We start from the raw sequence: 22,282 nt of genomic DNA on the forward strand, positions 1-22,282 counted from the left end.
CGGCTTTTTTACTTATAATGGCAACTGAGCAAACACAAAAGATGATCACAGTCACTGCAAAAGCAGCTGAGAAGATCAAAGAATTCATGAAAGAAGAAGCAGAATCGCCTGAATATCTTCGAGTATATGTTCAAGGTGGCGGTTGTTCTGGTCTATCTTATGGTATGGGCTTTGAAAAAGCACCAGAAGAAGATGACATCGTCATGGAAGAAAATGGGGTAAAACTCGTAGTTGACAGTTATAGTGTTGACCATCTACAAGGTGCAAACGTGGACTATATTGAAAGTCTAATGGGTTCTGGATTTAAAATCAACAATCCAAACGTTACAAAATCCTGTTCATGTGGTCACTCATTTAGTACTGAATAAACAACTATCATTATTTTTCATTTTTAGAATTTCTTAGCGTTTGCTGAGCTGATTAATCCCTTGAAAAATTTTATATCTTCACAGACTTTTTTGCGATACCCTCATATATCGAAGGCAGAAACCAAAATTATGATAATAAAGGAGATGAACTTATGTCCGGTAAATCAGGAATTGTCAAATATCATGTTAAACTTTCCTATGAAGTTGATGGGCTCGTTGAAAGAGCAGATATAATCGGTGCCATCTTTGGCCAAACAGAAGGACTGTTAGGCCCAGAGATGAATCTGAATGAGCTGCAACGTGTTTCCAAAGTAGGGCGTATTGAAGTCAATACAAAATCTACTTCTAACACTACATCTGGCGATGCTTTAATCCCAATGAGTACCGATATTGATACATGTGCATTAATTGCAGCTGGAATTGAAAGCATCGATAAAGTAGGGCCATTTGATTGCAAATTTAGATTAGAAGCCATTGATGATGTACGAGCTGCAAAGAAAGACGATATTGTAAGACGTGCAAAAGAAATCAAGCAAAAATGGGCTACCAAAACTGTCAGTGAAGGAGAAACAATGCTAAATGATGTTCATCAAGGTGATGCTGGAAAACTAGCAACTTATGGGCCATCAAAACTAACATGCAGTTCTGGCGTCTTTGATTCTAATTGGGTAATTCTGGTAGAAGGAAGAGCCGATGTTATCAATCTCCTAAGAGCAGGATATGATAATGTCTTAGCAATTGAAGGTGCAAAAATTGATGAGTCTATCAAAGAACTATGCAATTCTAAAGAAACTGTAGTTGCATTCCTTGATGGTGATAGATCAGGTGGATTCATTCTCAAAGAACTCAAATCTGTTGTTACTTTAGATTATGAACTACAAGCAGATACAGGTGTTGAAGTTGAAGAACTGACTCCGCAAAGAATTGATGAAATTCTGAGACCAATCGCTGATGAAATTAAATCCGGTAAACCGGCACCTGCACTCAAAAGTGAAGATGATAAGCCTCTTGCAGAAATTGCATCAAAGGTTTTTCCAAATCTAAATGAAACTCTTGAAGCAGTTGCATTGGATAGTGATCAGAATGAAGTTTTCAAAGTTCCAATCAGTGAAGTGGTAAGCAAACTATCATCACAATCTGGAATCAAATATCTTCTACTTGATGGAATCATTACTCAGAGACTTTTAGAAGGCGCAAAAAATGCAGGTGTAGAATGTGTTGTTGGTCACAGAGTTGCTAAACTTTCAAACTCTGATGGAATGACACTAAAAACATTCGGTGATTTGGGCGTATCTTAGGAATTTAGATGACTGAACTGAAAATTCAGCACATCTTAACCCTCTCTTATCTATTATCTAAAGGTGCAAAACACAACTATGTTACCATAACGACTTCCTCCCTTGGAAAAAACATTAAAAAATCTCAGCAAGCTGCATCAAAACATCTAGTCGAATTAGAACAAAATCAATTCATTGAGAGAATCATCAATGGAAGGAACATATCGGTAAAAATTACTCCGAAAGGATTCAGTGAAATGGTAAAACTTTCTACAATATTGAGAAAAAGTCTGGATTCTTCTCCATCTTATGTTGAATTAACGGGAACTTTGATTTCTGGAATGGGTGAGGGCGCATACTATATGGGATTAAAAGGATACACTACACAATTCAAGTCAAAAATTGGATATGTTCCATTCCCTGGAACTCTTAATGTCAGATTGGATCAAAAAATCCACCAAGAGGCAATAAAACAGTTTGAAACTTTGAACGGTGTAAAAATTAAGAGTTTCTCTGACGGGAAAAGAACCTATGGTTGGGTAAAATGCTTTCCAGCCAAATTAAATAATTCAATAAATTGTGAATTGATAATACTAGAACGAACTCATCATGACGATTCCATAATTGAACTAATATCCAAATCCTGTTTGAGAAAAACTGCAAAACTAAAGGATGGTTCAAAAATTTCAATTAAAATTCAAATTAATTCCTAAATCCCGTGAATCGATTCCCCGTACTCTTTTTCTATTTTATAACTGGAGCTTTCTGGAATTGGGGATTGCAGTCTTGCAACTTTTGCATCGAGATTTATTTTTTTACATCCTTCTATGATGAATTTCTCTTGATGTACCTGATCATAACCTAACGCAACAATTTCCGGCTTTACCATGTTGACTGTTTTAAAGATGTCATCTTCTTGTCCGATGAGGCATAGATCAACCATTGAGAGTGAATTTACCAACTCTTGTCTCTGTTCTTGACTGTGTATGGGGTTTCTTTTTTTCATTTTGACTGCAGTGTTGTCTGTTGCCACCACTACCACCAGTACGTCTCCTAGTGCTTTTGCCGCATTTAGCGTGTGGATATGCCCTGGATGAATTATGTCGAAAACGCCGCCTGCCAGAACTACTCGTAATGAACTCCGACCTATTTCTGTAAGTGTGGTTCTGTCTTCGTTAATGAATTGGTTCTTTACTAGTTCATCAATCTTTGATTTTATCATATCGTCTGAAAACATACTTTTTTTCTTAATTTCCTCAGTTACTGATCTTCCGTCAATTTGACATACATACATGGCTGAAAGAATTATTTTGTCAATCGGTTCCAATATTTTTCTATTTTCAGACCCTCTCTTTAATTCATCGCTAAAAATTACATCTTGGGATCCAGGCCTTTGGCCAATCTTAATGCATCAACAAGGCCATCTGCGTACCCTATACTCAAAATCGCCACCTCATCTTGACCGTCTTCTAGAAATTTCTCTGCATCATTGATGTATAATTCTGCATTTTCCAATATCACTTGATACTCTTTTTGATCTTTATAGTATGGTTCTATTTCTTTCAGCGCTTCTCTTACCATTGGAACATATTTTTCCATCATTTGAGTTGAAATCTTTTTTGTCTTCTCCGAATTATCAAATGGTTCATCAATGCATTTACCTAATATCTTCAATGCGTCTGATTCTGTAAAATGTAATCTTCCTGGAATAATTACTGTATGTGGCGGTTTCCCAAAATCTTTTTTCTTTAAACTAGAGATTTTACCCGAAATAATAGATTGATCCTTGAATCCAACTCTTGATGCTACTATTGCATAACTATCTAAACTAATTACATTTCTTTTTTGCCCTTTCTCAGTTTCCAGTAATCCATTCAATGCGTCCTTAGGATCTAAGAAAAAATCTCTGTCTTGGTTGTATTCTAAAAGAAGCACTGTGTGATTGCCTTCGATGATATTTTTGTAAATTACATAGTATGGCGTTGTAAGTGATTTCATTTCGTTCATTATAGTTGCAATTCTTCCAACTTTGTAAAAATGCAAACCACATTCTCCGATCATGGATGTAAGAGACGATGATGCATGAATGGAATATGTTTTGATTTTTTCTTCAATTGCTCTGGTTCTTAACTCGATATGTGTAGTGGCAATGTATGGATCCCCGTATGAAAGCAACACGACCTTCTTTTTCTTTGAATTCTTTAAAATCTCATTTCCATCTTCGACTAACCATCTTTTTGCTGGTCTAAATTCACCCTTTGTTGCATTTTTGATTTTAGTTAAATCTGATTTTCCAATTGGACTAGTAAATTGTTCCAGGTATACAATGTCTGCTTTTGATAAAACATCTAGCGCCTCAGCGGGAATTGATTTGAATCCCGAAATTCCTAGTCCTACAAACCACAGCATTACTGCATCTTTCTATCATGAAGTCTTTTTAAGTGCTGTAGGGTTTTCTTGAGAATTTCTATTCCTTTGAGGTATTCTTCGATGGATACTTTCTCATCGATTGTGTGGGCCTCGTGTGGATCTCCTGGGCCATAAGTTACTACGGGAATTGACCATTGATTTCCTAAAACATTCATGTCTCCGGTACCTGTTTTTCTAATTAGAGTTGGTCTGGATTTTGTCTCTTCAATAATTCCTAATGTCAATGCTCTGACTAATGGTGAATTATGTGGCGCCTCAAATGGTTCTGTTTCGTCAAGAATTGAATAAAATGCTTCTACCTCTCTTTTTTGAGAAATTTCTTTTACCAGCGTTGCAATTTTTTGTTCAATTGCTTTGCAGTTCATGTCTACCGGAATTCTGATGTCGAAAGTTGTCTCACATTCTTTTGGGGTTATGTTGTGACTTGTACCGCCTCTAATTTCTGTCATGGATGAAGTTAACAACATTCCTTTTGATCTGTTTTCTTGATTTTCTTCCAATCTGTCTTTGAGTTCTTTTGCAAAAATCATTGATTCATGAATTGCATTTTTTGAAAGCCATGGTGCACTTGCATGTGAGCTATCATCTACGCTAATTTTAAGACTGATTGCCAATCTTCCTTTATACGCAATTGTAACTTGATTGATTCCGCTTGGTTCTCCAAATATTGCATAATCAATTCCCATCTCTTTTTTGACGAGATTTTTAATTCCTGTTGCATTCCCTTCTTCATCAACTGCTCCTACAAAAATTATAGTTCCGCTGTCGTTTTGAATCGATGCTGCTGCAAACAGCATTGCCATTAAAGGTGCTTTTGCATCTGAAGCTCCTCTTCCATAAAGTGAATCTCCTTCTTTTCTTACTTTGACTTTTCCTGGAACAACATCCATGTGGCCACATAACATGACTTTTGGAGATCCCGTTCCTTTCTTTGCAATGATATTTCCCACTTCGTCAATTTCAATATCTTCAAAACCCAAATCATCGCACTTGTCAGCTAAAAATTCTGCTAATTGTTTCTCACTAAGTGATGGCGTGTAAAGCCTGAGTGCTTTTTCAAGCATCTTTACTGCAAACCTTGATTCTGATAAGTGACTGGTCAATTCTTATTTTTTTACATTCAGGGCATAATTTAGCATTAGTGATGGGATGTCTACTTGACAAACTCTGACTGTATTCTTGTATTCTGTGGTGTTATTGACCTCGTGAACAACTAGTCCTTTCTCATCGCTTTCCATCAAATCTACACCTACAATGTCTCCTTGAACGGCCTTTTTTGCCTTGATGCACATCTCTTCCATTTCAGGTGTAACCTTGCATGGCTCAGCTGTCCCGCCAAGTGCCATATTCGTTTTCCAATGTTCTGAAATTCTGTATATTGCTGCAACTATTTTATCTCCTACCATAATTGCTCTGATGTCTCTTGGTGGCCTTTTTACAAATTCTTCTAAATAATGTATCTGGTAAATTGGATACATGTTCTCTCTACTTTCCATTATGCCCTCAGCTGAATCTTTGTCGTTTAGTTTTGAAATTAGTCTGCCCCAACTTCCGACAGTTGGCTTGATGACTTTTGGAAATCCTTGTGTTTTCAGTGCTTCCAAAGCTGCTTCTTTTGAAAAGGCAACTGTTGCATCCGGTGTGGGAACTCCGAATTTTTTTAACAACATGTGTGTGAATAATTTATTTCCTGCAAAAATGCCTGTGTTCAGACAATTAATTACTTTGACTCCTAATCCTTCAAGAGCTGCAGTTGAATGCAAATTTCTGTAATAACTTACACATCGCTGAATTACTACTCCGTAATCTTCTGGTTTTTTTTCTAAATCTAATGCTACTTTCTTACAATCCACCATCTGGATATTGATGTTGTTTTTTTTGCCTGCTTCTAGAAGAGCTTTTTCTTCCCAACGGATGGTATCGTAAAGAATAGTGACGTCAGGACTCACTGTCCCCAATCCTCGCCAACCGTTTGGGCAGGCTTTAATTGGAAACCGTCTGAACCTTTTACTAATTCAAAACTTGCGCCACATTCCGGACATGTTACAATTTCTCCTTCAAGTGCATCACTTGGGACGGATATTTCTGCATCACATTCTTCACATTTTGACATATCTTATCTTCATTAATCCTCTTTATTTATCATTAGTTATCTTTTTTTCAAGTCTATCTTCAAGTGGGATTTCAATAAGATCTCCCATTCTAAGACCCTTTAATCCAGCAGCTACCGCCTTTGCGCTTTCATCATTTTTATCCAAGCCTAATAACGACATCAAATAGGCTGCACCTGTCTTTCCTGCAAGTTCCCCAAAGACAATCCTTCTTCTATTCCCAACTGCTCTTGGTGGTATGGGCTCATATGCGGCTGGATTTCTGAGGATTGCTGCAAGGTGTGTGCCAGCTTTGTGTTTGTATGCTGATGAACCGACAATTGGTTTTGAGTCATATGGTTTGATTGTTGTATACTCTTCAATTAATCTTGAAAGATCTAATAGCATGTCTAATCTGAAATCGTTTGGAGATTTGTACAGATATGTCAGTGCAACTGCTACTTCTGCAAGTGGTGGGATTCCAGTTCTTTCTCCAATTCCATCAATAGTGGTATGAATCTGATCAACTCCTGCATCACAAGCTGAAAAAGCATTTGCTACTGCAAACCCAATGTCATTGTGAACATGTGCGTCTAATGGAACATCTACTACATCTTTTACTTTTTTAACAAAATTGTACATTCCAATAGGACGCATTATCCCGACTGTATCTGGAAGACTGATTCTATCAACACCTGCTTCTTCAATCGCCTTGCAAACTTTGATTAAAAATTCCGGCTCTGCTCTACTTCCGTCTTCCACGGTAAATCTAATTTTAAGACCATGAGATTTTGCATATTCTACAGTTTCAACTGCTCTTCTAAGTGCTTCTTCTCTTGAAATACGCAGTTTGTCTTTAAGATGAATGTCTGAAATTCCTAAATAAGCTGCACACCATTTTGCATCGCAATCTAACGAAATATCTATGTCTTCTTTGAGTGCACGTCCGTGAGAGACAATGTCTGCCTTTAATCCTTGTTTGATAATTGTTTTAGTTGCTTCTTTGTGATCATTTGAAACTACTGGTGATATCTCTATTTGATCTACTCCAAAATAATCTAACATCCATGCAATCTGAATTCTCTGTTTGTTTGTAAATGACACTCCTGGATGCTGTTCTCCTTCCCTTAGAGTGCTATCTAGGACTCTGATCTTCTTTGGATTTTTGTCATATGCGTTATACAGGTTTGCATAGTGATTCGGATCTTTCATTACTGATATCGGTGATATGGATTGATGATATAAACATATTCGTACTATCTTCGTTGAAAAAAACTATTATTGATCCTAAATCAGTTATGAAATAAATATTGTTTGCGAAAGTCGTTTTTAGACTATTTTTCTCAAAATTATTACAGTGTTTGTATCTACCACACCTGGAATCTTTCTTAATGCATCAATGGCGTTGTTAATTTCAGCAATACTTGATGCACTTATTATTGTTGTAATGTCGTATTGACCTGTTATTTCATAAACTGTTTTTACTCCTTCTAATTTTGCAAGTTTGAGGGAAACTTTGGATGTATCAGTAGCGGAATCTACTGAAACTAAAACAATTGCACTTGTTGCATTTTCTTCGCCAAGTTCCAGGGTAAATTTCTTGATTGTGCCACTGTCTACTAAATTTTTTACACGCCTTCTAACTGCTGATTCAGAAAGTTTTAATTTTTTACCAATGTCTACAAATGATTCTCTGGCATCTTCTTTTAGGTATCCGATAATCTTCTCGTCTACTTTATCCTTGTACATCTCTTTTTTGCTCCTCTTCAGTAAGTACAGAATCTAGAGCATGTAAAACTTTTGTTATGTCGTCTTCGGAAATCACTAGTGGAGGAAGTACTCTGAGTATGTTTCTTCCTGAATATAACATAAGGACGCCTTTGTCTATTAATCCCATCAGGATGTCTTTTACTTCAAATTTTAATTCTATTCCTATCATTAGTCCCTTTCCTCGAATTTCCCTAATTATGGTGTGCTTTTCTTTTAGTTTCTCTAGACCCTCTCTGAATATCTTGCCCATCTTTTCAGAATTTTCTATTAATCCATCTTCTGTCAGTGCTTTAAGAGCTGCAGTCCCTGCAGCACATGATAATGGGTTTCCGCCAAATGTTGAAGAATGTTCTCCTTTACTCATTGCAGCAAGAATGTCTGGTCTAACAAGTGTTGCACCCATTGGAACGCCCCCTGCGATTCCTTTTGCTAGACACAAAATATCTGGTGCAGTATTCCAATGTTCGCATGCCCATAATCGTCCAGTTCGTCCCAAACCAGCTTGTATTTCGTCAAAAATTAACAGAATTCCTTTTTCATCACATAGTTTTCGCACATCTTGCAAAAATCCGTCTGGAGCAACAATTATCCCACTCTCACCTTGAATTGGTTCCAAAATTACAAATGCAGTATCGTCATCAATTGCTGAACGAAGTGATTCAATGTCTCCAAAGGATGCAAATGAAACTTTTTCAACTAGTGGTTCAAATGCCTTTTTGTATTTTGGATTAAATGTTAGTGATAAAGCTCCAAGTGATTTGCCGTGATATGATCCCTTCATTGCAACCATTCCTTTTTTACCTGTGAACTTCCTTGCAAACTTTATTGCTGCTTCAATTGCTTCTGCACCGCTGTTGTTTAGATGAACTTGTGTGAGTCCTTTAGGTGCCAATCCGATTAATGTTTTCAAAAACTCTTCTCTTGTTTTGTTGTATAGAGAACTATGTACTGTAATTATTTTATCAACTTGTTCTTTTATTGCATTGTTGACTCTTTGATTTTGATGGCCTACTAGTGCAACACCGTAGCCTCCCATGCAATCGATGTATTCTTTTCCATCACTATCCCATACATGAGATCCTACTCCTCTTTCAACTGTAACTGGGAATCTCTGATAGAGACTTCCCATGAATTGATCTTCACTCATGCTCAATCACCGTACAATTATCCTGCGCAATTGCTGAAGATATGGGGTTTTCTTTTTGGCCATTTGCAATTAGGGCTTTTTTTACTCCCATATCTAATGCTTCTGTTGATGCCAAAATCTTTTTTTCCATTCCTGGTCCAATTTTTGGCCTGATTTCTTTTGCTTCTGCTAAAGTTAATTTTGGAACAAGTTTGTCATCCATTAGCAATCCATCTACATTTGTAATGAATAGTACTTTGTCGCATCCTACTTTGCCTGCAATGTATGCCGCAGCTCTGTCCCCATCAACATTGAGAAATTCTGATTCTTCGCTAATTGCTATGGGTGAGATGACTGGAGTTAATCCCTGTTCTAGGAGTAATTTGATGAAATCAGAGTTGATATCGGTAATTTTTCCTGTATATCCGCCATCAATTGCCTGTTTTCTGCCTTTTTCGTTAACAATGAGGAGTTTCTTTTTTCTGTCAGCTTGAATAATTTTGGCATCTACACCTGAAAGACCAATCGCATTAATTCCATTTTTTTGAAGCATCTGAACAATTGTTTTGTTTATCCTACCTGACATGACCATTGTAAAAATTTCTGCAGTTTCTTTGTCGGTATATCTGCTCTTTATTCCGCTAGGAGACGTGACAAATTTTGGTTCTTTTCCAAGTTCTTCACAAACTTTTGTAACTTCTTTTCCTCCGCCATGAACTAAAATCACTCCTTCTGATTCTGCTACCTTTTTAATATCTGAAATTGTTGATGGGTGTAAATTATCTACCACACTTCCGCCAATCTTGATTGTGATCATTTCTATACTGGAGTTAGTGGGGTGTTTCTTAGTCCGTCCATTTCATCAAAACCACACATTACATTCATGTTTTGAATGGCAGAACCTGCTGCACCTTTCATCAAGTTATCTGATGCAGACAATGCGATTAATCTATTGTTGTCTTCATCTAAATCAAATCCGATGTCACAAAAGTTTGAACCAACTAAGAATTTTGGATCTGGGAATTTGTATAATCCCTTTTTATCTCGAATTAATCTGATGAATCTTTCTTCACCATAAGCTTGACGATATAATTTCCATAATTCTTTTTCTTCAATATCTTTTTTCAAGAATGTGTGATTTGTACACAAAATTCCACGAACTACATCCACTGCATGTGGACTCATTGAAACACGAATTTTATGTCCTGCAATTTCACTAAGCTCCTGTTCAATTTCACCAGTATGTCTGTGTTTTGCAGGTTTGTATGGTCTGATGACTCCAGCTCTCATTGCATGTGCAGTTCCTGAACCAGAACCTGCGCCAGAAGAGCCGATTTTAGAATCTACTACAATATGTTCTGTATCGATTATGTCATTTCGAATTAATGGTGCAAGAGCTAACATCGATGTAACTGCCATACATCCAGGACAGGAAACAAGTTGTGCTTTTTTGATTGCTTCTCTATGTAATTCAGGTACTCCAAAAACTGATTTTGCTAGGTAATCTGGGTGTGGGTGTTTCCAGCCATACCATTTGTCATATGCATCCTGATTGTGCAATCTATAGTCGGCACTCAGATCTATCACTTTGATTCCTCTGTCATAAAGTGCCTTTACAATTTCAGTTGCAGTTCCATGAGGAACAGCAGTGAAAACTAAATCACATTGATCTGTTAATCTATCATAGTCTAATTCTGAAAACATCAGATCTGTAAATCCTTTCAAACTTGGTTGAACTCTGTGGAGATACTCTCCTACATGTTGCCTTGATGTAACCATGGCGATTTCAACATCTGGATGATTAACCAGCAGACGAAGTGTCTCTCCGCCTACATATCCTGATGCTCCAACAACACCTACTTTCATGATAAGTCTCCTCGCAAAGGAGTATAATTTATTTCCTAACGTAGTTTAGGGCAAATTCTACTATTTCTTTTGGTATGTTTCGTTTAGAAACTCTTGCCAATCCTTTGAATTCTACTGTGTTGTTCACTTCGTGGACTACCAGTCCCTTTTGATCGTCTTCCATCATGTCAATTCCCAAAATTCCTCCGCCCATGGCTTTGGATGCTTTTACGGCCATATCTTCCATCTCTTTTGAGATCTCACAAAGTTCAGGATCTGCCCCAAGTGCAATGTTTGTTTTAAAACCTCCTGAAGATTTTCTATACATGGCTGCAATGGGTTGGTCTCCCACTGTAATTACTCTGATGTCTCTTGGTGGTCTTTTGATTAATTCCTGCAAATAGTAAATTCTATCGTGTGGACTATCAGTTATGTCTCTAATTTCAAAAACTGCCTCCATGGTATCCTTGTCCTTTAATGGCATTACTCCTCTTCCCCAACTTCCAATTACAGGTTTGATCACTAGGGGAAATCCAACTTTCTCTAGATTCTCAGCTGCGCTTTGACTGGAAAATGAAAAATATGTTCTTGGTGTTGGAACGTTGTTTTTCTTTAGTAACAATGTCATGAACATTTTATTTCCACAAATGTTTGCGACTTCAAATTTGTTTAAAACTGGAACATCTAAAAATTCTAGACTTGCTGTAAAATGCAGACCTCTGAAATAGCTGACGCATCGTTCTAAAACAACGTCGCCAAAATCATAATCTTCTTTTTTACTATCTGTGTTTATTTGGGTGATTTTTGCATCAAGCATTACTGCATCATGTCCTAGATCTGATGCTTCTTTTTGGAGCATCTTCTCTTCCGCTCTTAGGCGGTCAAACACGATACAGACTTTTGACATTACTCTCCCCAGTCTTCGCCTACGCTTTCTGCTTGTTTAAGCTCAACATTTGATCCGTCTTTTTTAGATATTTCAAAGTCAGCGCCACAATCAGGACAGGAGACAATTTCTCCTACTGAGGCATCGTCTGGGATGTTTAGTGTTGCATCACATTCTGGGCAGTTCATGTTTTTGTTGACCTTTTCTTTTGTAATTTATTAGCTTCTGTTGACTGCATTCCCCACAATTCTACAAATCCTTTGGCTAATCTTTGATCAAATGTTGATTCTGTACCATATGTGGCGATTTTATGACTGTATAATGAAAAATCTGATTTTCTTCCAACAACTCTGAGACTTCCTTTGTACATCTTGAGTTTCACTGTTCCGGAAACTGGTTTTTGTGATTCCTCGATAAATCCGTCAAGATCTCTTCTTAGTGGATCTTGCCAAAGGCCTGAATACACCAAATATGCCCATTCATCGTCAATTAGTGATTTGAACTTGTTTTCATGTTTTGTATGGACCATTTTTTCTAGATCTGAATGAGCTTCAATTAGGCAGGTCGCAGCTGGTGTTTCATAAACTTCTCTGGATTTAATTCCGACAACTCTGTCTTCAATATGATCAACAATTCCGACCCCCGCATTGCCTGCTTTTTTGTTTATGTATTCAATAAGTTTCTGCGATTCTAATTTTTTTCCGTCAACTGCAACTGGAATTCCCTTCTCAAATTTGATTTCCAAATATGATGCTTTTTCAGGCAAGTTTTTTGTCTTAACCCAAATGAATGCGTCATCTGGCGGTTCGTTGTATGGATCCTCTAGCACCCCGCCTTCAATTGCGCGTCCCCACAAATTTTGATCAATACTGAACCTCTTTGCTACCGCATCAATTTCAATTCCGTGTTTCTTTGCAAATTTCAATTCAGTTTCTCTGTCCAAGTTCTTGTCTCTAATAGGAGCTATAATCGGAAGATCTGAACCCGAACGTAAAGTGATGTCAAAACGCACTTGATCATTTCCTTTACCTGAACATCCGTGTGCAAGCGATGTCACTTTTTCTTTTTTTGCAATCTCTAAAACTTTTTCTGCAATTAATGGCCTGGCAAGAGCTGTTGCAAGACAATATTTTTTTTGATAAAGTGCATTTGCTTTGATTGATGGAAAAATGTACTTGTTGACAAATTCTTTTCTAGCATCTATGTTGTAGTGTTTTTTTACACCAAGTTTTTTTGCTTTGGCTGCAATTTTTTTAGCATCATCGCCTTGACCTACATCTACAGTTACTGTAATGACATCCATGTCGTGTTCTTCCTGTAAATATTTCACAACTACTGAAGTATCCAAGCCTCCAGAAAATGCAAGAATACCTTTTTGAGTCATAAAACAACTTTCCCGTTGTATTTTGGAATTTATCTTTTGTGATAGCCTGAGTTCTAATTATTTTTGAAAAATTTCTGACTAGCTTGAGCTAAAATTCGATGATTATTTAACCGCCAAATATAACGCTGTTTTATGAAAACTCGATCAATTATCTCTGCAGGTATTGCAGGAATAATTTTACTGACAGTAATGGGAATTACTCTTAATTCTAGCGTTGCCACACATGAAAATAAAATCCGTATCGCGTATTTTCCAAATATTGGGCATTCAATTCCAATAGTTGGAATGGAAAAAGGCTTTTTTGAAAAAAGTGTTGGGGATGAAATAAAAATTGAAACACGTATTTTTGATAGCGGTCCACAAGCAATTGAATCCTTGTTTGCAAATTCTGTTGATCTTGCATATGTGGGACCTGGTCCTGCAATTAACGGCTTTTTAAATTCTGAGAATCACAATGTAAAGATTCTTGCAGGAGCTGCAAGTGGAGGTTCAAGTTTCATTGTTCATCCTTCATCTGAAATAAAGTCTGCATCTGACTTTGCAGGAAAAAAGATTGCTGCACCTCAAATTGGAAATACTCAGGATGTATCCCTTCGAAATTATCTTTCAGAAAATGGATTGAAACCTGCTGAAAAAGGCGGCTCTGTAATAGTTTACAATATTTCAAATCCTGACATTTACACATTATTTGTTAAGGGTGATATTGATGGAGCTTGGGTTGCAGAACCTTGGGCAACAATTTTAGAAACTGAACTTGGAGGAAAAAGATTGTTTCATGAGGAAGAATTGTGGCCAAATAATGAATTTGCATCTGTTCTTTTAATTGCAAATGTGGATTATGTTGAAAAAAATCACAAATCAGTTTCTGATCTGTTAACTGCGCATCATAAAACTGCCGACTGGATAAATCAAAATCCGACTGAAACAAGAATTGTTTTTAATAATTTTCTGAAATCACATTTAGGAAAATCACTGCCTGATGAAGTTGTTGATGTGGCATTATCCAATGTTGTTATTACGTCAGATCCTTTACTTGATTCTGTTTACTCTTTTGCAAAAAAGTCAGATGCGTTAGGATATTTGGGACGAAATGGATATGACTTATCTGGAATCTTTTACCCTGTTGATTCAAATTCTATCTTGGAGGAAAGCAAGTGATGACTAAACTCGAAGCAAAAAATATTGTAAAATATTTCAGCCATGATTCACACAAACTGAAGGCACTTGGTGGAGTTAACCTCAAAGTTGAGGCCGGTGACTTTGTATGTTTGGTAGGACCATCCGGATGTGGTAAATCGACATTTTTACGCATAGTTGCTGGCTTGGAAACTCCTGATGATGGCCAAATTTTGTTTGATGGACATCCTGTTGCAGAAACAGGACCTGAAAGAATTATGGTCTTTCAGGAAGGAGCTCTGTTCCCATGGCTCAAGGTTCAAGATAACGTGGAATTTGGATTAAAGATGGCAGGTATTCCAAAAGAAGAACGTGCAAAGATATCCCATAGATATCTTGACATGATGCAACTTACCAAATTTGCAGATTCTTATACGTATCAACTTTCAACTGGAATGAAACAACGTGTAGCTATAGCTAGAGCACTTGTAATGGATCCTGACATTCTACTTATGGATGAGCCATTTGCAGCACTTGATGCACAAACTCGTGATTTGTTGTTAGTTGAGATGCAGTTAATTTGGGAAAAGACAAAAAAGACAATTCTTTTTGTAACTCATAATGTTTCAGAAGCTGCAGTTCTTGGAACTAAGGTTGCAATTTTTAGTAATCGTCCATCAATTATCAAAAAAGAAGTTGATAATAATTTTCCACGTCCAAGAGTAACTGAGGACGAGTCATTACTTAAATTTCAACAAGATATTTTAGCAGAATTAAGACCTGAGGTAAAGAAAAGCAAAGAGTGACAAGGATGGCGAAAAACTTTACTCCTCACAGAATTGCTTTTTACATTGGAATAATTGCAGTCTGGCAAATAGTTGCAATGACTGGAGTGTGGCCAGATAATGTTTTTCCATCCCCGTATGAGGTAGCTGAAGATTTGGCATATAGTGCATCTGACGGTAGTCTATTTTATGGAATTGCAACAAGTATGTGGAGATTAATTATTGGATTGGCAATTGCAATTGCTGGTGGTGTTGTACTGGGAATTTTTATGGCCAGAGTTGAAGTGATCAATAAAACAGTCGGTTCCCTAGTTTTAGGATTACAATCAATTCCTTCAATTGCTTGGGTTCCACTTGCAATACTCTGGTTTGGATTAACTGATGGAGGAATTATTTTCGTTACTGCGATTGGAGCTATTTTTGCAGTTACAATAAACACCTACACTGGAGTCAAAAACATAGATCCTCACTTTATTGAGGCTGCAAGAAATATGGGTGCAAAGGGCAGTCAGCTAATCACTGCTGTCTTAATTCCAGCAGCATTCCCATACATGATTACTGGCTTCAAACAAGGTTGGGCGTTTGCCTGGAGAGGTGTAATTGGTGCTGAAATCCTCTTCTCATTTCTGGGTCTTGGATTTTTACTAAATGCCGGACGTTCTCTTACTGATGTCTCACAAGTAATTGCCATAATGATGATAATTATGGGAATTGGATTGGTAATTGACGGAGTTTTATTTACCCGATTAGAGAATAAAGTGATGTCTCGTTGGGGATTAAGATAATTTTTATTTTTTAATCTTTAGTGATACTACAAACGCACAAACAATTATGGCAATTGCAAAATACATGACTGCCGCATAATCAAAAACAAATGCAATGCTTCCTGCAACTACTGGACCTACTACTGTTGCAATTGATAATGTTGAACTAAATATTCCAGTTGATGTCGAACGTGGATTATTTTCCATCAAATGGAAATTTCCACCAATAAACAAAAATGCCCACGTTGCTCCAACAAGTGACATGAATGGCATTACCATCCACCAATCAGTAACTAACACCAGTCCAATAAATACAAATGTTGTAAACCCTATGCCGATTTTGAATTTAGTTACATTGGATAGGTGTATTTTGCTTGCCATCACATTCATCAAGATAAATGCAGTCAGTGTGTTTGCAACATATACGATTGATACCTGATAAAGCTCTGCACCTAATCTTTCCATTAGCATAATTGGAAGTATAGTCCATACAGCAGCTGCACCAATGTGTCTTAATAGTAATGATGAGAATAGAAATTTGTTTTTTGCAATGACATTTTTTGTAGTTCCTGGTTTCAGCTCTTTTTCTTGCTGGGGATTTGGAAGTTTGATTGTAAATAATAATCCAATGACAAACGATGCTGCACTGATTAAGAAAATCAATTTTAGATCATTTGCAATTCCGGCAGCTGCAATTCCAGCTAGCCATCCCAATGCATGAAACGAGATTACAGTAGCTGCTCGTTTTTTATCAATATTTGCCTCATAGGTATATGCAATCATTGCAGGAATCATAATTCCGCTTGCTACTCCTGCAGCAATTCTGACAATGAAAAACATGGTGAGATCAGCCGCAAAATAATGCAATCCAAAGGTAATTGCACATCCTATGAAGCCTATTCTGATGAATTTGAGCCTAGTTCCTTTTTTGTCTGAATGTCTTCCAAAATAAATTTCAGATAAAATCTGAGCAAAACTAAATGACGCTACTAAAAGTCCAATTTCAAAAATAGATTCTGTTACACCTTTTGCAATAATGGGCATGAAAACAAAGATAATTGAGATTCCAGCATGCTGAAAAAATGTTGCACTTCTAACTAGGTTGTTTACTTGAAGTTTTTGCATAAATGTACATAAAATCTCATTTCACCTAATTTCAACATACTCCTACAAATGCATGTGGATTTTTCTGAAAAGAGTTAAACTATCTAATCTCATTTTAAAATCAAGTTGCAAGAAAAAGAACCCTTTCTGACTGCATTACAAAAAAGAATATTGCTTTTTGATGGTGCAATGGGAACTGAGATTCAAAAATATGATCCAAAACCAGAAGACTTTCCAAATAATCAAGATGGATTCAATGATGGTTTAGTAATTACACATCCTGAATGGATTAAACAGATTCATAGAAATTATTTAGATGCAGGTTCTGATTGCATTGAAACAAACTCTTTTGGTTCAAATAAAATAAAATTAGACGAATACGGGTTTGGTGATCAAACAGTTGAATTCAACAAAAAAATTGCAAAACTCGCATGTGAAGTTTGTGAAGAATATTCAGACAAACCACGATATGTAATTGGCTCTATGGGGCCATCAGGTTATCTTCCAAGTTCTAATGATCCTGATTTAGGTCAGAAATCACTTGATGAAATCAGGGAAGCATTTGCGTTACAAGCTGAAGGGTTAATTCTTGGCGGTGTTGACGCATTACTCATTGAAACTAGTCAGGATATTCTTGAAGTGAAATTAGTTATTGAAGCATGTCACAATGCTATTAAAAAGACCGGCAAGAAAGTTCCAATAATAGCTAATACTACTTTGGATCAATATGGCAAAATGCTACTTGGGACAGACATCCAAGCTGCATACACTACTGTCTCTGACATGGGGATTGATGTGTTTGGATTGAATTGCTCCACTGGCCCAATCGAGATGAGTCCTAGTGTCAGGTGGCTTGATGAACAAAAAGACCACGACATCTTGGTAGTTCCGAATGCAGGTATGCCTGAAAATGAAGGCGGACAGGCAATTTACAAAATGACTCCTGAAAAAATGGGTGAAGCATTAGGTGATTTTCTTAATCAATACAGCAAAGTACGAATCATTGGTGGATGTTGTGGCACAAATCCAGAACATATTAGAGCACTAAGAAAAGTAATTGACGAAAAAGCCAACTCTGTCGAGGGTTAAGTATTTAGAAAAACAATGGTGATTTTTCAACGTTGACAATTCCTAGAGTGAGTTCTGCATTAAAGGCAGTTGAACTCAAACAGATTCCTCCACCTCTAATTATTGGGGAGAGAATAAACACTCAGGGATCTCGTAAAGCAAAGCAGCTAGTTCTTACAGATGACTTTGATGGGTTGGTGGATCTGGGAAGAATGCAAGTTGAAGACGGTGCTCATTGTCTTGATGTCTGTGTTGCAACTACTGAGCGTTCCGATGAACGCTCCTTTATGTTAAATCTTGTAAAGCGACTGAGCTTAGAAATTGATGCTCCTCTTGTTATTGATTCTACAGATCCTGAGGTAATTGAAGCTGCTGTAACACAAATTCCTGGAAGGCCTATAATTAACTCAATTAATCTTGAAGGTGATGGAAGTAGATTTGAAAAATTAGCTCCACTGATGGCAAAATACGGATTGCCTGCAATTGCATTGTGTATTGGTCCAAAAGGAATGGCAAAAACACCTCAAGAAAAACTTGAAACTGCTGAGCTTCTCTATGAGACAGGAAAAAAATATGGGCTAAAAATTGAACAGTTTATTTTTGATGTTCTTACTTTTACTTTGGCAACGGGCGAAGATGAATTTCTTGATGCGGGAAAAAACACTCTGGAGGGAATTCGCCTTGTTAAAGAAAGATTCCCAAACTCCTTTACTACATTGGGTCTTAGTAATATCAGCTTTGGATTAACACCTTATGCAAGAAAAATTCTAAATTCTGTATTTTTGTATCATGCAGTTAAAGTTGGGTTGGACACTGCAATTGTCAATGCAAAGGAAATCATTCCTTATGGTGAACTTGATGAGAAAGAAAAAAAACTGGCAGAAGATTTGATTTTTAACACTCATCCTAATGCACTTTCTGATTTAATCTCTTATTTTGAAAAAGCTGGAACGCAGGAAACCAGTGCTTCTAAAAAAGTAGATGTTGATCCATCTTGGGCACCTGGAAAACGAGCAAATTTTAGAATTGTCAATCGTCTCAAAGATGGCATTCAAAATGATGTGGTATGTGCAATTGCCGAAAAACTAGGAAAAAATGAAATCATCAAAGACAATGATGGGGTTCTGTCTTTAGATGCATCTCAAGAAATTACTCATGATGGCGCAATTAGAACCCTAAATGAGGATCTGCTTCCTGCAATGAAGGAGGTTGGTGACAAATTTGGTGCAGGTGAACTCATTTTGCCATTTGTTCTCAAATCTGCTGAATGCATGAAGGCTGCAGTTGGAGAACTAGAAAAATATTTGGTAAAAGAAGAGGGAACAAGTAAAGGCAAACTTGTCTTGGGTACAGTTTATGGTGATGTGCATGATATTGGAAAAAATCTTGTAAAGACCATCTTTCAAAATAATGGCTACACAGTATATGATTTGGGAAAACAAGTACCATTGCAAAAGTTTCTAGAAAAAATTGATGAAGTAAATCCTGATGCTGTAGGTCTTTCTGCATTACTTGTTTCGACATCAAAACAAATGAAGTTTTTTGTAGAACACGCAAGAAAAAACAAAATGAATGTGCCTATTCTTTGTGGCGGTGCTGCAATTAACAGCAACTACATTAATCGAATTGCAAAGGAAGACGGAATATATGATCCAGGGGTGTTTTATTGCAATACAATGTTTGAAGGTCTCAAAACAATGGACATTCTAATTTCAGATGAAAAACCAAAACTATTGTCAGAATGGAAACGAAATTTAGAAAATTGGAAAGATAAATCAACTGCATCAATTGATCCATCCACGCTTCCCAAAAGTCAAATCAAGCCAGTTGAACCGCCCACTCCCAAAATTATTGGGGAACCCATTCGTCTAAAATTAGAACAAATCAAAATGGACGAAGTTTGGTCAATGATTGATAAGAGATCTCTCTTCAAACTATCTTGGGGATTAAGGGGAAAAGCTGGCTCTGAATCCGAATCAGATCATGAGCAATTACTTACAGAATGGAAAATTAGAATAATTCGAGAAAAACTCTTTGAGCCAGAGGTTGTTTATGGGTATTTTAGATGCCATAACAAAGATGGTAAGTTATCCGTTGAAAATCCTTCTGGTGAAAATGTGGAATTTGACTTTCCTCGCTCAACTAAACCTGAACATCTTTGTTTAACTGATTATTTTGGTGACGATGATGTTGTAGCGTTCCAATCTGTAACTGTGGGAAACAAAGTTGCGGAAATTATTGAACAATGGAATAATGAGGACAAGTATACTGATGCGTATTATCTCCATGGATTAGCTGTTGAAGTTGCAGAGGCTTTGGCAGAATGGGTGAATCAGAAAATAAAATCCGAACTGAATCTAGAAAAAGGTGGATTACGATACAGTTGGGGTTTTCCTAGTTGTCCTGATGTCTCACAGCATCATCTAGTATGGAAACTTTTAGACCCTGAAAAATCTGGAATGACTCTGACTGAGTCTGGCCAAATCATTCCTGAACAATCAACTGCGGCAATTGTGGTTCATCATCCAAATGCACAGTATTTTGTACTTTAATTTACTATTGTGGCAAATGTGATCAAAGAAATTATTGCAATATTTTTTATTAATTTCCAAGATCTAATAATTAACATCCATGTATGACATTGAAAGCATACCGTCTGAAAATGCATGGCAGTGCAATCTGACTGCATAAATATATTTTAGAATAAATTGTAATATGTCAGAAGTAGAAATTCATTATAATGATTTTTTATCCTCACTTGGACAATTAATCGCAAATGTTGATGTTAATCTGATGATGAAGATTATGTATTTGGAGAGAAAATTGCCCGACGTAGATCCCAAAGTAGAATTGCACATAGATTACAAATCAGGAGTTGATCTAATGAAGAAACAAGAACAAATGAGAGGAAAATATGGATTTCCAACACAGACAAGTGATCATGAATTAACAGTAGTAGGACGTATGAATATTGATCTTATTGAAGAAATTTCCAAAGATCAGGACATAGAACATGTTTCAGGTAATGCAACTCCAGCGTCGTACTAGATATCACATGTTACTGCATTGCAGTGCATACCAACAAGTTATCTTCTCGCTTAACAATCATGTTTGACGTGAAACCCGTAAAAGTGGAATTTAATTGGGAACATCCAAGTATTGAAGAAAACCACGGTCATACACAAAGTGAGTGGGGCAAACCTATCTTAAATGACAAAAAAGAATCATCGGTCATTTATTCTTACAAAATGAAATGGGAGTAACTGATTACTAACTATCATGAGCTGTAATGGGATTTGCCATAGATACAAGAATTTGGTGCCTGTTGGAATTCCGAGATACCGCGAAGGAAGAAAAAGATGTAACACTTGTGGAATTTTCATTATATGGGATGGATTGTTTTGCCCCTGTTGCAACATGCAATTAAGAGTCCATTCCCGTCACAGAAAATACAAGGAAAAATTTCAAGAGTTCCAACGAATTTAAAATATTAAATGATCTCCTGATGAGCTAATCTTTGGAACTTTAATTAGAAAATTTTTCTAAAAACTCATTCAATCCATTGAAGTCACTAGGTGATGTAATCAATATGTCTCCCGTAACATCATGAACACTTTTTACAAATTCTTCAAACCCGTGACTATATGATGTTAAATCCAAATTCAAAAATTTTGCAGATTTTTCGTTTTTTTCTGAAGGGAATAATATGATTGGAATTACTGAAAATTCCTTTAGGTTGTCTGCTAGATTTTTGACTTGTTCTATGTTTTGTACAACCTGAGTCATGAAACCTTTAGGTTTTGATTCTAATTTCTTTCCAATTTTAGAAAAATCCGGTTTATTTGAAATTGAAAGATACAAATCAATTTTTGAATCCAATTTCATTTCTCTTAATTTTTTTACAATTCTACTTGGAATTTGACCAGAATCTTGTTTTCCTGATTGTGATGGATCCCCCATTAGGACAAGAATTCCTGAAAAACCAATAACAATGCAACTTTCTACAAATTCTAAAATTTCGTCTTCACTCTTGTCTCTGACTCTAAGACTTACTGTAATTGGTAAATCTGGAATTTCTTTTCTAATTACTTTTCCAATCTCAATTGGTGAAACACGTTGATATCCCAAAACGTTTTCCGTAAGATGAATTGCATCACATTTTTTTGAAATAATTTTTATTTTTTCTATGAATTTTAAAATTGATTCATTTGTATCGACATCAGGTAAAATTTTTGGTGGATTTGCTTCGTATCTGATTGTCATATTCTC

At 36.5% G+C, this 22,282-nt stretch carries 25 protein-coding genes; 10 read left to right on the top strand and 15 right to left on the bottom strand.

Annotated features, from left to right (window positions below):
- Positions 1 to 17 precede the first annotated feature (17 nt).
- From erpA to K5783_RS00505, 3 genes are all read left to right on the top strand, one after another.
- The gene (gene erpA, locus K5783_RS00495; RefSeq protein WP_109876785.1) at positions 18 to 368 is read left to right on the top strand and encodes an iron-sulfur cluster insertion protein ErpA; all 351 of its coding nucleotides are present in this window, start codon (positions 18 to 20) and stop codon (positions 366 to 368) included.
- Positions 369 to 520: 152 nt separating this feature from the next.
- On the top strand, positions 521 to 1,666 hold the full coding sequence (gene dnaG / locus K5783_RS00500; RefSeq protein WP_109876784.1) for a DNA primase DnaG: 1,146 nt from the start codon (positions 521 to 523) through the stop codon (positions 1,664 to 1,666).
- Between the two features lie 8 nt (positions 1,667 to 1,674).
- A complete protein-coding gene (locus tag K5783_RS00505; protein WP_297471615.1) occupies positions 1,675 to 2,358 on the top strand; it encodes a DUF120 domain-containing protein in 684 nt (227 codons plus the stop codon).
- Here the strand turns inward: K5783_RS00505 and K5783_RS00510 are convergent.
- The 13 genes from K5783_RS00510 to K5783_RS00570 form a co-directional block, all read right to left on the bottom strand.
- Positions 2,355 to 2,972 carry an FAD synthase gene (locus K5783_RS00510; RefSeq protein ID WP_297471617.1) on the bottom strand — a complete coding sequence of 206 codons (618 nt, stop codon included), beginning with the start codon at positions 2,970 to 2,972 and terminating at the stop codon, positions 2,355 to 2,357. The genes K5783_RS00505 and K5783_RS00510 overlap by 4 nt on opposite strands.
- Positions 2,973 to 3,016: 44 nt before the next feature.
- Positions 3,017 to 4,054, bottom strand: coding sequence for a diphthine synthase (dph5, locus tag K5783_RS00515; RefSeq protein WP_297471619.1), 1,038 nt, complete (start codon positions 4,052 to 4,054; stop codon positions 3,017 to 3,019).
- A complete protein-coding gene (locus K5783_RS00520) occupies positions 4,054 to 5,139 on the bottom strand; it encodes a M20/M25/M40 family metallo-hydrolase (protein WP_297472672.1) in 1,086 nt (361 codons plus the stop codon). Before K5783_RS00520 ends, dph5 begins: the two co-directional genes overlap by 1 nt.
- Positions 5,140 to 5,181: 42 nt before the next feature.
- Positions 5,182 to 6,024 carry a lysine biosynthesis protein LysX gene (lysX, locus tag K5783_RS00525; protein WP_297471621.1) on the bottom strand — a complete coding sequence of 281 codons (843 nt, stop codon included), beginning with the start codon at positions 6,022 to 6,024 and terminating at the stop codon, positions 5,182 to 5,184.
- Positions 6,021 to 6,188: an alpha-aminoadipate/glutamate carrier protein LysW gene (locus tag K5783_RS00530; RefSeq protein WP_109876778.1), complete on the bottom strand. Its 168-nt coding sequence runs from the start codon at positions 6,186 to 6,188 to the stop codon at positions 6,021 to 6,023. The genes lysX (K5783_RS00525) and K5783_RS00530 overlap by 4 nt, the downstream gene beginning before the upstream one ends.
- A 22-nt stretch (positions 6,189 to 6,210) precedes the next feature.
- Positions 6,211 to 7,377 (bottom strand): 2-isopropylmalate synthase, encoded by a 1,167-nt coding sequence (locus tag K5783_RS00535; protein WP_297471623.1) that lies wholly within the window; start codon positions 7,375 to 7,377, stop codon positions 6,211 to 6,213.
- A 117-nt stretch (positions 7,378 to 7,494) separates the two neighbouring features.
- The gene (lysM, locus tag K5783_RS00540) at positions 7,495 to 7,914 is read right to left on the bottom strand and encodes an HTH-type transcriptional regulator LysM (protein WP_297471625.1); all 420 of its coding nucleotides are present in this window, start codon (positions 7,912 to 7,914) and stop codon (positions 7,495 to 7,497) included.
- On the bottom strand, positions 7,901 to 9,082 hold the full coding sequence (locus K5783_RS00545) for an acetylornithine/succinylornithine family transaminase (RefSeq protein WP_297471627.1): 1,182 nt from the start codon (positions 9,080 to 9,082) through the stop codon (positions 7,901 to 7,903). Before K5783_RS00545 ends, lysM begins: the two co-directional genes overlap by 14 nt.
- Positions 9,075 to 9,878 (bottom strand): [LysW]-aminoadipate/[LysW]-glutamate kinase, encoded by an 804-nt coding sequence (locus K5783_RS00550; protein WP_297471629.1) that lies wholly within the window; start codon positions 9,876 to 9,878, stop codon positions 9,075 to 9,077. The genes K5783_RS00545 and K5783_RS00550 overlap by 8 nt, the downstream gene beginning before the upstream one ends.
- 2 nt (positions 9,879 to 9,880) lie before the next feature.
- The gene (gene argC, locus K5783_RS00555; protein WP_297471631.1) at positions 9,881 to 10,927 is read right to left on the bottom strand and encodes an N-acetyl-gamma-glutamyl-phosphate reductase; all 1,047 of its coding nucleotides are present in this window, start codon (positions 10,925 to 10,927) and stop codon (positions 9,881 to 9,883) included.
- 28 nt (positions 10,928 to 10,955) lie between these two features.
- Positions 10,956 to 11,813 carry a lysine biosynthesis protein LysX gene (gene lysX, locus K5783_RS00560; protein WP_297471633.1) on the bottom strand — a complete coding sequence of 286 codons (858 nt, stop codon included), beginning with the start codon at positions 11,811 to 11,813 and terminating at the stop codon, positions 10,956 to 10,958.
- Entirely contained in the window at positions 11,813 to 11,980 is a 168-nt protein-coding gene (locus tag K5783_RS00565) for an alpha-aminoadipate/glutamate carrier protein LysW (RefSeq protein ID WP_109876771.1), read from the bottom strand. The genes lysX (K5783_RS00560) and K5783_RS00565 overlap by 1 nt, the downstream gene beginning before the upstream one ends.
- Entirely contained in the window at positions 11,977 to 13,176 is a 1,200-nt protein-coding gene (locus tag K5783_RS00570) for an argininosuccinate synthase (RefSeq protein ID WP_297471636.1), read from the bottom strand. Before K5783_RS00570 ends, K5783_RS00565 begins: the two co-directional genes overlap by 4 nt.
- A 132-nt stretch (positions 13,177 to 13,308) precedes the next feature.
- Here K5783_RS00570 and K5783_RS00575 point away from each other — a divergent pair, with 132 nt between their 5' ends.
- From K5783_RS00575 to K5783_RS00585, 3 genes are read left to right on the top strand one after another with little or no spacing between them, the layout of a single operon-like run.
- Positions 13,309 to 14,334: an ABC transporter substrate-binding protein gene (locus K5783_RS00575; protein ID WP_297471638.1), complete on the top strand. Its 1,026-nt coding sequence runs from the start codon at positions 13,309 to 13,311 to the stop codon at positions 14,332 to 14,334.
- Entirely contained in the window at positions 14,334 to 15,098 is a 765-nt protein-coding gene (locus K5783_RS00580; RefSeq protein ID WP_297471640.1) for an ABC transporter ATP-binding protein, read from the top strand. The genes K5783_RS00575 and K5783_RS00580 overlap by 1 nt, the downstream gene beginning before the upstream one ends.
- Before the next feature lie 5 nt (positions 15,099 to 15,103).
- Entirely contained in the window at positions 15,104 to 15,862 is a 759-nt protein-coding gene (locus K5783_RS00585) for an ABC transporter permease (protein WP_297471642.1), read from the top strand.
- Between the two features lie 3 nt (positions 15,863 to 15,865).
- On the opposite strand, the gene K5783_RS00590 is transcribed toward K5783_RS00585, so the two are convergent.
- The gene (locus K5783_RS00590; RefSeq protein WP_109876766.1) at positions 15,866 to 16,966 is read right to left on the bottom strand and encodes an MFS transporter; all 1,101 of its coding nucleotides are present in this window, start codon (positions 16,964 to 16,966) and stop codon (positions 15,866 to 15,868) included.
- A 105-nt stretch (positions 16,967 to 17,071) separates the two neighbouring features.
- On the opposite strand from K5783_RS00590, the gene K5783_RS00595 reads away from it, so the two are divergent.
- The 4 genes from K5783_RS00595 to K5783_RS00610 all read left to right on the top strand — a co-directional run bounded on the left by K5783_RS00595 (position 17,072) and on the right by K5783_RS00610 (position 21,440).
- Entirely contained in the window at positions 17,072 to 18,034 is a 963-nt protein-coding gene (locus K5783_RS00595) for a homocysteine S-methyltransferase family protein (protein ID WP_297471645.1), read from the top strand.
- Positions 18,035 to 18,066: 32 nt separating this feature from the next.
- Positions 18,067 to 20,565 (top strand): dihydropteroate synthase, encoded by a 2,499-nt coding sequence (locus tag K5783_RS00600; RefSeq protein ID WP_297471647.1) that lies wholly within the window; start codon positions 18,067 to 18,069, stop codon positions 20,563 to 20,565.
- Between the two features lie 163 nt (positions 20,566 to 20,728).
- Positions 20,729 to 21,061, top strand: coding sequence for a hypothetical protein (locus tag K5783_RS00605; protein WP_297471648.1), 333 nt, complete (start codon positions 20,729 to 20,731; stop codon positions 21,059 to 21,061).
- A 241-nt stretch (positions 21,062 to 21,302) separates the two neighbouring features.
- Positions 21,303 to 21,440 carry a hypothetical protein gene (locus K5783_RS00610; protein ID WP_297471649.1) on the top strand — a complete coding sequence of 46 codons (138 nt, stop codon included), beginning with the start codon at positions 21,303 to 21,305 and terminating at the stop codon, positions 21,438 to 21,440.
- 98 nt (positions 21,441 to 21,538) lie between these two features.
- On the opposite strand, the gene K5783_RS00615 is transcribed toward K5783_RS00610, so the two are convergent.
- Complete coding sequence (locus K5783_RS00615; RefSeq protein ID WP_297471650.1) at positions 21,539 to 22,276, bottom strand: 5,10-methenyltetrahydrofolate synthetase; 738 nt, start codon at positions 22,274 to 22,276, stop codon at positions 21,539 to 21,541.
- Positions 22,277 to 22,282: the final 6 nt, after the last annotated feature.

Source organism: Nitrosopumilus sp., assembly GCF_025699125.1.
Classification (GTDB): Archaea; Thermoproteota; Nitrososphaeria; order Nitrososphaerales; family Nitrosopumilaceae; genus Nitrosopumilus.